Here is a 9,170-nt window from a genome sequence, read left to right as displayed (position 1 = left end):
GGCCAGCCTGCGCCGCCGCGACCGCACCGCGACCGCCACGCTGACCGCGCTCGCCGGCTACTACACCGCGGGCCTGGCCGTCTCCTGGTCGGACTACCACGGCGGGCACCCGGCGCCCGCCTTCGTCGACCTGCCGACGTACGCCTTCCAGCGCAAGCGCTACTGGCTGCCGTCCGCCGACTCCCGCCGCGCGGCGACCGCCGGTACCGCCCGGCACGTGCTGCTCGGCACCGAGGAGCGATTCGCCAGCGGTGTGAGGGAGTTCACCGCCGAGTTCACCGCGGAGCAGCTCGGCGCGCTCGCCGACCTGTCCGCCGACGGGCACACCACGCTGCCCGCGGGCGCCTACATCGACCTGCTGTTCGCGCTGCAGGACGCGGTCCAGGGCCATGCCCGCTGCGCCGTGCGCGACCTGGCACTGCTCGCGCCGCTCGACCTGCCCGCCGAGACCACGGTGGCCCTGACCAGCCGGTGGCGCCCGCGCCCCGGCGGCGGTGCCGAGGTGGAGGTGTTCACGGTGGTCGGCGGCGAGGAGAACCTGCACGCCACCGCCGTCGTCGCCGCCGATCCCGAACCTCTCGTCCCCGCCTCGGAGTTGGCCGAGCTGAACGCCGCGCTGGCACCGCACGCGCAGGAGATCGTCGGCGAGGACATCTACACCGACCTCGCCTCCGTGGGCCGTCCGCAGGGGCCCCGCATGCGCCTGCTGCTGCGCGCCGACCGGCGCGACGACGGCGTGGTCACCGGCAGCCTGAGCGGCCGCGACGCCACGGCCGTGGAGCATGTGCCGGCCGACCTGCTGGAGGCCGCCGCACAGGCCTGCGTCGTCCTCGACCCCGAGGGGCCGGTCTTCGTGCCCCGCCACATCGCCCGCGTACGGCACTTCCGCAAGCCGCGCGGGGAGGAGCTGCGGCTGCTCGCCAGGGTCCGCGACGAGGCGGACCAGCGGGTCGCCGACGTCCTGCTGGTCGAGAACGGCGACCCGGTCGCCGAACTGCTCGGCGTCCGGCTCGCCCGACCCGAGGGCCCCACCGGGCGCCGCGAGTTCCTGCACCGCCCGGAGTGGGTGCGCAGGTCCCTGCCCGCCGCCCAGGACGCCCCCGCGCCGCGCCACGTCGTCCTGCTCGACCCGGCCCCCGCCCGGGCCGCCGCGCTCACCGCGGTGCCCGGACTCACGGTGACCTGGCTGCCCGACGTCGCCGATCTCAAGGCCGCCCTCGACGACCCCACGGTCACCGACGTCTGCCGCGTCTGGCGGCGTCACCCGGATCAGATGTCCGTGCACCGGCTGCGCGCCGAATGCGAGGAGAACTACCGCGAACTGCTTGCCGTCATGGGCGAGTTGAGCACGCGGGACGCCGTCGTGGCGCCCCGTCTGTGGCTGGTGACCGAGGGCGCCCAGGCGCTGCCCGGCGATCCGGGCGGAGACGGCGGACACCTCGCCGCGGCCACCCTGTGGGGCCTGGGCCGGGTACTGCTCACCGAGTACCCGCAGTTCCGTGCCACGCTCGTCGACCTCGCTCCGGGCAGCGGCCTCGAACCGCTCCTGGCGGAGCTGACGGCCGCGCCGCCCGGCGAGTACCAGATCGCGCACCGGCCCGGACGCCGCTACGTGCGGCGCCTGCTGGCCGGGGACGCCTCGCTCGGCTGGAGCGGTGGCTACGAACTGCGGGCCGCCGACTCCGGCGACCTGTCCGACCTGGTCCTGGTCCCGGCGGCGGACCGCGCGCCCGAGGCCGACGAGGTCCAGGTGCGCGTGCGCACCGTCGGCCTCACCGCCACCGACGCCCGCACCGCCCTCGACACGTCCCGCGCCGAGCGCGCCGAGGACGATCAGGACGAGGAGGCCGACCCGCCGCCCGTCCTCGGCACCCTGGCCGTCGGCGCCGTGCTCGCCGCGGCCCCCGGCACCGGGTTCGCGCCGGGCGACGAGGTCCTCGTACGGCACGAGGGCACGTACCGCTCCACGCTGACGGTCCCCGCGGCGTCCGTGGTGCACGCCGTGCGCCCCGACGTCGACGACGTACCGCACTTCCTCCTGGAGGAGACCGGGGAGGCTCTGCGCACGGCGCTGTCGCATCCGACGGGCCGCTCCTGGGTGACGCTGCCCGAGGTTCCCGAGGTTCCCGAGGAGCCCACCGCCGCGCCGCAGGCGTCCGCAGAGCAGGCCCCCACCGGGCTGCGCGACGACCGCACCTATCTCGTCACCGGCGGCCTCGGCGGCCTGGGTCTGGTGACCGCGCGCCGGCTGGCCGCACTGGGCGCCCGGCACCTGACGCTGGTCAGCCGCAGCGGGGAGCCCGCCGAAGAGGCGGCGCCGCTGCTGGCCGAACTCGCCGAACACGCCGAACTCGCCGTCGTACGCGCCGACATCAGCAGTCCCGAGGACGTACGGGAACTGGTGCGCCGCATCGAGGAGGGACCCCACCGGCTCGGCGGGATCGTGCACGCCGCGGGGCCGTCGTACGACAAGAAGCTCATCGCCGAGCTGACCTGGGAGGCCATCGACCAGCAGCTGGAGGCCAAGGCGTACGGCGGCTGGCTGCTGCACGAGGCAGCCGAACAGCACTTCCCCGACCTCGACTTCTTCGTCGTCTACTCGTCGGTCTCGTCGATCCTGGGCGGCTTCGTGGCCCAGGGGCACTACGCCGCGGGCAACGCCGCGCTCGACGGCCTCGCCGACTGGCGGGTGCGGCGCGGACTGCCGGGACTCGCCCTGAACTGGAGCTCCTGGTCCCGGGTCGGCATGTCGGCGCGGATGGACGAGATCCTCATCCAGGAACTGGAACACAGCGGCGTCCACCTCTTCTCACCCACCCGGGCCCTGAACACCCTGGTCAGGCTCTGGGACCGGCCGCGCAGCCAGCGGGTGGTGGGCGACTTCGACTGGGACCGCTACATGTCGGGCCGGGTCACCGGCGACCTGTTCTTCGACCGGCTCGCCCGGCACGCCCCCGAACCGGACGGCGGCTTCGACCTCGCGGCACTCCGCTCCCTGCCCGCCGAGGAACGCGGCGCACAGATCACCGGCCTGGTCCGGGACAAGGTCGCGGCCGTCCTCAACCTGGAAGAGGCCGACGAACTGCCCCCGAACGCCGAGTTCGTCTCGCTGGGCCTGGACTCCCTCATGGCACAGCAGGTCAAGGCGGGCCTCGAACGCACCTTCCGGCTGCCGCTGCCCGCCTCGCTCACCTACGACCACCCGACGGTGCGGCAGCTCGCCGCCTTCCTCAACGCCCAGTTCGGCCCGGTGCCGACCGCGTGACCGACGCAGAGACGGGACGACCATGACGCAGACCATCGAACTGCCGGCCCTGGCGGGCAGGGAGCGCTGGACCCTCACCCACTCCTCCCGGGCCCACGCCGGCGGCCGCCCGGACCACCCGGCGATCATCTGCCAGGGCCGGGTCACCACGTACGACAAGTTCCACCGCGACAGCAACCGCGCCGGGCACGCCCTGCGGGCCTGCGGCATACGCACCGGCGACCGCGTCGCCTACCTGGGCCGCGAGTCGGAGAACTACTACGTCGTCATGCTCGCCTGCGCCAAGGCGGGCGCGGTCCTGGTGCCGGTCAACTGGCGGCTGACCCCGGCCGAGGTGGACCACATCCTGCGCGACGCCCAGGCGTCCCTGATCTTCGTCGACGACGAGTTCTGGGACACCGTCGCCACGGTCCGCAGGCAACTGCCCGGTCTGCGCAAGGTCATCCGGGTGGACGGCGCCGACTCGGACGGCGAACCGGCCCGCGGCGCGGGCCTGCCCGCCTGGACCGCCGACCAGCCCGAGAGCGATCCGGTGCCGGGCACCGGACCCGACGACGCCGTCGTGCAGATCTACACCAGCGGTACGACGGGCCTGCCCAAAGGCGCGGTCCTCGCCCACCGCAGCTTCTTCACCCTGCCGCACGCGATGCGTGAGGACGGCGTCTCCTGGATCGACTGGCGGGCCGACGACGTCTCCCTGATCTCCCTGCCGGGCTTCGGGGTGGCGGGCATCGGCTGGTTCCTGCACACCTTCAACGCGGGCGGCACCAGCGTGATCATGCCGCAGTTCGATCCGCAGGAGGCGGTGCGGCTCATCCGCGAGCACCGGGTCACCACGACGTTCGCCGCTCCCGCCATGCTGCAGATGATGGCCGGCGAACGCGGCGCGGGCCCCGAGGCGTTCGCCTCCCTGCGCAAGATCGCCTACGGGGCCGCGCCGATGTCCGAGACGCTGCTCAAGCAGTGCCTGGAGACCTACGGCTGTGAGTTCGCGCAGATCTACGCCAGCACCGAGACCGGCAGCGTGTCGGTGTGCCTGCCGCCCGCGGTGCACCACCCGGGCAGCACGGTCCTCGACTCGGTCGGCCTGCCCTGCCCCGGCAACGAGATCAAGGTGATCGACGACGCCGGCCACCGGCTGCCGCCCGGCGAGATCGGCCAGATCTGCGTACGCACCCCCGCCCGGATGCTCGGCTACTGGAACCTGCCCGAGGCCACGGCCCGCACGCTGGTGGGGGAGTGGCTGCACATGGGCGACGTCGGCTACCTCGACGAGGACGGCTACCTCCACCTGTGCGACCGCATCAACGACACGATCATCGTCGCCGGGCAGAACATCTATCCGGCCGAGGTCGAGAAGGCGCTCGCCGCGCACCCGGCGGTCGCCGACGTCGCCGTCGTCGGTGTCCCCGACGAGAACTGGGGCGAGAGCGTGCACGCCTGTCTCGTCCTGCGGCCCGGGGCCACCGCCACCTCCCGCGAGCTGCTGCTGTCCCTGCGCGGCCGGCTCGCCGACTACAAGATCCCCGGCGCCTACCACGTCGTCGACTCCCTGCCCCGCAACCCCTCCGGCAAGATCCTGCGCCGCACGGTGCGCGAGCAGCTCGCCGAGCGCCGCAACTCCCCGGGTGGAAACGCGGCATGACGGCGCGTCAGCCCCCGAATCCGATGAAACGGAGCGACCCATGACCCCCGACGCGGGCCCCCTGCGCATCGGTGTCCTGCTGCCCACCCGGGAACAGGCCATCAACGGCAGCTTTGCGGCCGCCCCGCTGCTCGACTTCGCCCGCAGCGCCGAAGCGCTCGGCTTCGACTCCCTGTGGGCGGGCGACTCGTTGACCGCCCGGCCCCGCCTCGACCCCCTGGTCGTGCTGTCCGCCGCGGCCGCCGCCACCGAGCGCATCACGGTCGGCACCGCCGCCCTCACCCCCGCCCTGCGGCACCCGCTGATCGGCGCCAACATGGCCGCGAGCCTCAGCCATGTCGCCGCGGGCCGGCTGGTCCTCGGCCTCGGCTCCGGCTTTCCGATGCCGGAGACACAGGAGGAGTTCGCCTCCGTGGGCGCCTCCTTCGAGGGCCGCGTCGGCCGGCTGGACGAGATCAGCGACCTGTGGCGCACGGCATGGCGCTCCGGTGACGAGCCGACCGGGTACGAGGGCAGGTTCTGGCAGGCGCAGGGGCTGCAGAGACTGCCCGCCCCGGCCACCGCGGGCGGCCCCCCGCTCTGGCTGGCCGGCAGCGACACCCCCCGGGTGCTGGCCAGGGTCGCGACCCGCTACGACGGCTGGCTGCCCTTCCTGCCGGACGCCGAGGCCTACGGCAGGGCCCGGCAGCGGATCGCCGAACTCGCCGAGGAGGCGGGCCGCGGAGCCGGCGCCGTGACGCCCGCGCTGTACGCGACGATCACCGTCAACCCCAGCCGGAGCGCCGCCAAGACCGAGCTGGAGCACTACATCAGCCACTACTACGGGCGCTCCCTGGACCAGATGCGGGCCATCCAGGCCTACGCCTGGGGCAGCGCCGAGGAATGCGCCGCATGGCTGGGCGAGTACGTCCGCGCCGGCGCCCGGCACCTGGTCGTGCGGATCGGATCCCTCGACCCGGAGCCGCAGTTGAAGGAGATCGCCGAGGTGCTGCTGCCCGCGGTACGCGCCATCGGCCAGTCCACCACCGTGAGGAGTGCACAGTCGTGACCAGTGCCATCAGCGCCATCGGCCAGGGGATGTCCAGGGCGGGCCAGTGGTTCCACCCCGTCGACCCCTCGCCCGACGCTTCGATACGCCTGTTCCTGCTGCCGCACGCGGGCAGCGGCGCCATCATCTACCGCGACTGGGAGCGGCTGCTGCCGCCCGACATCGCCCCCCAGGCGGTGACCCTGCCGGGTCGCCACAACCGCCGCGACGAGCCGACGTACGAACGGTTCGAGCCGCTCCTGGAGGCGCTGCACGAGGCCGTCCTCGACGACCTCGACGAGCGTCCGTTCGCACTGTTCGGCCACTGCCTGGGTGCCCAGCTGGCGTTCCGTCTCGCCCTTCGCATGGAGGAGGACGGCGGCCGCTCGCCCCTCATGGTCGGCATGTCCGGCTGGTCACCGATCGGCTTCTTCAAGCCGACCGAGGAGCAGAGCCGGATGCCGGAGCCCGAGATGGTCGAGTGGATCAAGAAGCTGGGCTCGTTCCCGGCGGAGATCTACGACAACCCGGAGATGCTCGCCCTCGTGGTGCCCGCACTCCGTGCCGACCTGCGGGTCGCCGCCGACCACGACGACGACGGCGCCGCGGTCCGCTGCCCGCTGGCCTCCTACGGCGGCCGCTCCGACCCGCTCCAGGAGCACCCGGACGCCATGTCCCACTGGGCCGCACGCACCCCCGGTTACCTGGGCCACAACGAGTACCCGGGCGGCCACTTCTACATCGACACCCACGCCCAGGCCGTCACGGCGCACTTCGCCCAGCGCCTGCAGCGGCTCGCCCTGGCCCAGGCCTCCTGAGGCCCGGACCGGGACCCCGTCAGGAGCGCGTCAGCCGCACGTCAGCGGTGTGCGCGACAGTGGCTGTCCATCGCCTGCCGGGGTCGCCCACGTGACCTCGAGCGAAGGAATCGAGACGCCATGAAGTTCGACACCGACCTGTATCTGAACGCGGCTGCCTCCTGGCTCCCGGAGGTCGTCCCCCTGCGCGACGCCGTCGCCCAGGGGCTCGTCGACGCCGAGCACCAGAACCTCGGCTACGAGTCGATCGCCATCGCCGACGGCCTGTCGGGTCCGGAGCTCGCGGTGCGCGCCGGGCGCCTCGCGGTGCAGCGCTCCGGCATCGACCCGCAGGACGTCGGTCTGGTGCTGCACTCCTCCTGCGGCTTCCAGGGACACGAGATGTGGCCCACCGCGTCGTACGTCGCCAACGAGACGGTGGGCGCCGCGGCCGCGGGCTTCGACCTCCAGCAGCGCTGCAACGCCGGGCTCGGTTCGCTGTGTCTGGCGGCCGGGTACATCGCCACGGGCTTCACCCCGGCCGTCCTGCTGACGTCCGGTGACAACTTCGCGGCGCCGTGGGTGGACCGGTGGAACGTCCAGCTCAACCTGATCTTCGCCGACGGCGGCAGCGCCCTGGTCCTGTCCGAGCGGCCGGGCTTCGCGCGCCTCGTCTCCGCCTGCCTGGGCGCCGAGAACTCACTGGAGCGCTGGAACCGGGGACTTGAGCCGTTCGCGACCACGCCCGGCCAGGAGATACCGCTGCGGCTTCGCGAGCGCGGCATGCAGCACGCCGTCACCCCGGAGGCCGAGGGGTCCTGGGAGCGCTACCAGAACGTGCTGATGGCGACGACCGAGCAGGCGCTCGCCGACGCCGGCGTCAGCACCGCGGAGATAGCCCGGGTCGCGATGCCGCTGATCCACCGGGGCGAGTCGCCGGAGAACTACGAACTGCTCGGCTTCACCGAGAAGCAGAGCACCTGGGACATCGGCCGGCACGTCGGGCACATCGGCGCGGGCGACCAGTTCCTCGGCCTGGAACACCTGGTCGAGGAGGGCTCCGTCAGCCCCGGCGACCTCGTACTGCTGGTGGCGGCCGGGGCCGGGTTCAGCTACTCCGCCGCGGTGGTGGAAATCCTCGATGTGCCCGCCTGGTCCTAGGACCTGATCTCCAACCTCCCCCCACCGGGCACACCCGGAACACGAAAGGACCCCTCGAACATGGCTCTGCAGACAGCGCGGACGCCCGCCGCCGCGACCCGGGAGCGGGATCCGGCCGCACCGCACTGGGCGACACTGCCGATCATCCTGATCGGTACGTTCGTGATCACCCTGGACGTCTTCATCGTCAACGTGGCCATCCCCGATCTCCAGCGCGATCTGCACGCGTCCGCGTCCGCGGTCGAGTTCGTGGTCGCGGGGTACGCCCTCGCGTACGCGGCGGGCCTGATCACCGGTGGGCGGCTCGGCGACCTCTACGGCCGCCGCCGGCTCTTCATGATCGGTGTCGCGCTGTTCACCCTCGCCTCCGCCTGGGCGGGCGCGGCGCCCACCGCAGGGCAACTGGTCGCGGCCCGCATCGCGCAGGGCCTGGCCTCCGCGCTGATGGGACCGCAGGTGCTGGCCATCATCGGCGTCACCTACACCGGTCCGGCCCGCGCCCGCGCCTTCAACGCGTTCGGCCTGACCATGGGCCTGGCCGGAGTCTTCGGCCAGCTCATCGGCGGCCTGCTGATCCACGCGGACATCGCCGGCCTGGGCTGGCGGACCTGCTTCCTCGTCAACGTGCCGGTGGGCATCGCCGCCCTGGTGCTCGCCCCGCGCCTGATCCCCGAGTCCCGGGCCGCGGGCCGCTCCCGGATCGACCCGCTGGGCATGATCGTGGTCTCCGCGGGCCTGGTCGCCGTGGTCCTGCCGCTCACCGAGGGCAGGGAGCGCGGCTGGCCGCTGTGGACCTGGCTGTGCCTGGCCGCCTCCCCCCTGCTGCTGACGGCGTTCGGTCTGCTCCAGCGGCGACTCGCGGCGCGCGGCGCGAGCCCCCTGGTCAATCCGGTGCTGTTCCGCCGCCGCTCCTTCACGGTCGGTGTCGTCACCGCGGTCGTCTACTACTCGGGGATGTCCTCGTTCTTCCTCGTCCTCGCCCTCTATCTGCAGCGCGGTGTGGGGCTGAGCGCGCTGGCGTCGGGCCTGGTGTTCCTGCCGCTCGGCGTGGGCTTCCTGGTCACCTCGCTCACGGCGCGCAAGATGGCCGCGCTCCTGGGCCGCCAGGTCCTCGCGGTCGGCGCCCTGGTGCTGCTCGCCGGCTTCGCCGGACTGTGGGCGGCGGTCCGCCACATCGGCACCGAGGGCTCCGTGGCCTGGCTGGTGCCCGGCCTGCTGGTGGCGGGCGCGGGCATGGCCATGGTGATGGCGCCGCTGGCCGCCGTCGCGCTCGCC

The 9,170-nt window shown here is 73.3% G+C and carries 6 protein-coding genes; all 6 read left to right on the top strand.

Annotated elements, in window-relative coordinates; genetic code table 11:
* Positions 1-3,265: SDR family NAD(P)-dependent oxidoreductase (locus tag G3I40_RS23305; RefSeq protein WP_164304071.1), on the top strand; the 3,265-nt coding region annotated here is incomplete at its 5' end.
* A gap of 22 nt (positions 3,266-3,287) precedes the next feature.
* Positions 3,288-4,910, top strand: a complete 1,623-nt coding sequence (locus G3I40_RS23300) for a fatty acid--CoA ligase (RefSeq protein ID WP_164304070.1) — start codon at positions 3,288-3,290, stop codon at positions 4,908-4,910.
* A 40-nt stretch (positions 4,911-4,950) separates the two neighbouring features.
* Positions 4,951-5,958, top strand: coding sequence for an LLM class flavin-dependent oxidoreductase (locus tag G3I40_RS23295; RefSeq protein ID WP_164304069.1), 1,008 nt, complete (start codon positions 4,951-4,953; stop codon positions 5,956-5,958).
* A gap of 29 nt (positions 5,959-5,987) precedes the next feature.
* Positions 5,988-6,755, top strand: a complete 768-nt coding sequence (locus tag G3I40_RS23290) for an alpha/beta fold hydrolase (protein ID WP_164304072.1) — start codon at positions 5,988-5,990, stop codon at positions 6,753-6,755.
* 120 nt (positions 6,756-6,875) lie between these two features.
* Positions 6,876-7,895, top strand: coding sequence for a ketoacyl-ACP synthase III family protein (locus tag G3I40_RS23285; RefSeq protein ID WP_164304068.1), 1,020 nt, complete (start codon positions 6,876-6,878; stop codon positions 7,893-7,895).
* A 60-nt stretch (positions 7,896-7,955) separates the two neighbouring features.
* A partial coding sequence (locus G3I40_RS23280) for an MFS transporter (protein ID WP_164304067.1) occupies positions 7,956-9,170 on the top strand: 1,215 nt, incomplete at its 3' end.

The organism is Streptomyces sp. SID14478, from assembly GCF_010548525.1.
In the GTDB taxonomy this organism is placed as follows: Bacteria; Actinomycetota; Actinomycetes; order Streptomycetales; family Streptomycetaceae; genus Streptomyces.
Note: the sequence above shows the minus strand (reverse complement) of the source record. Positions and strands in the feature narration are given on the sequence as shown.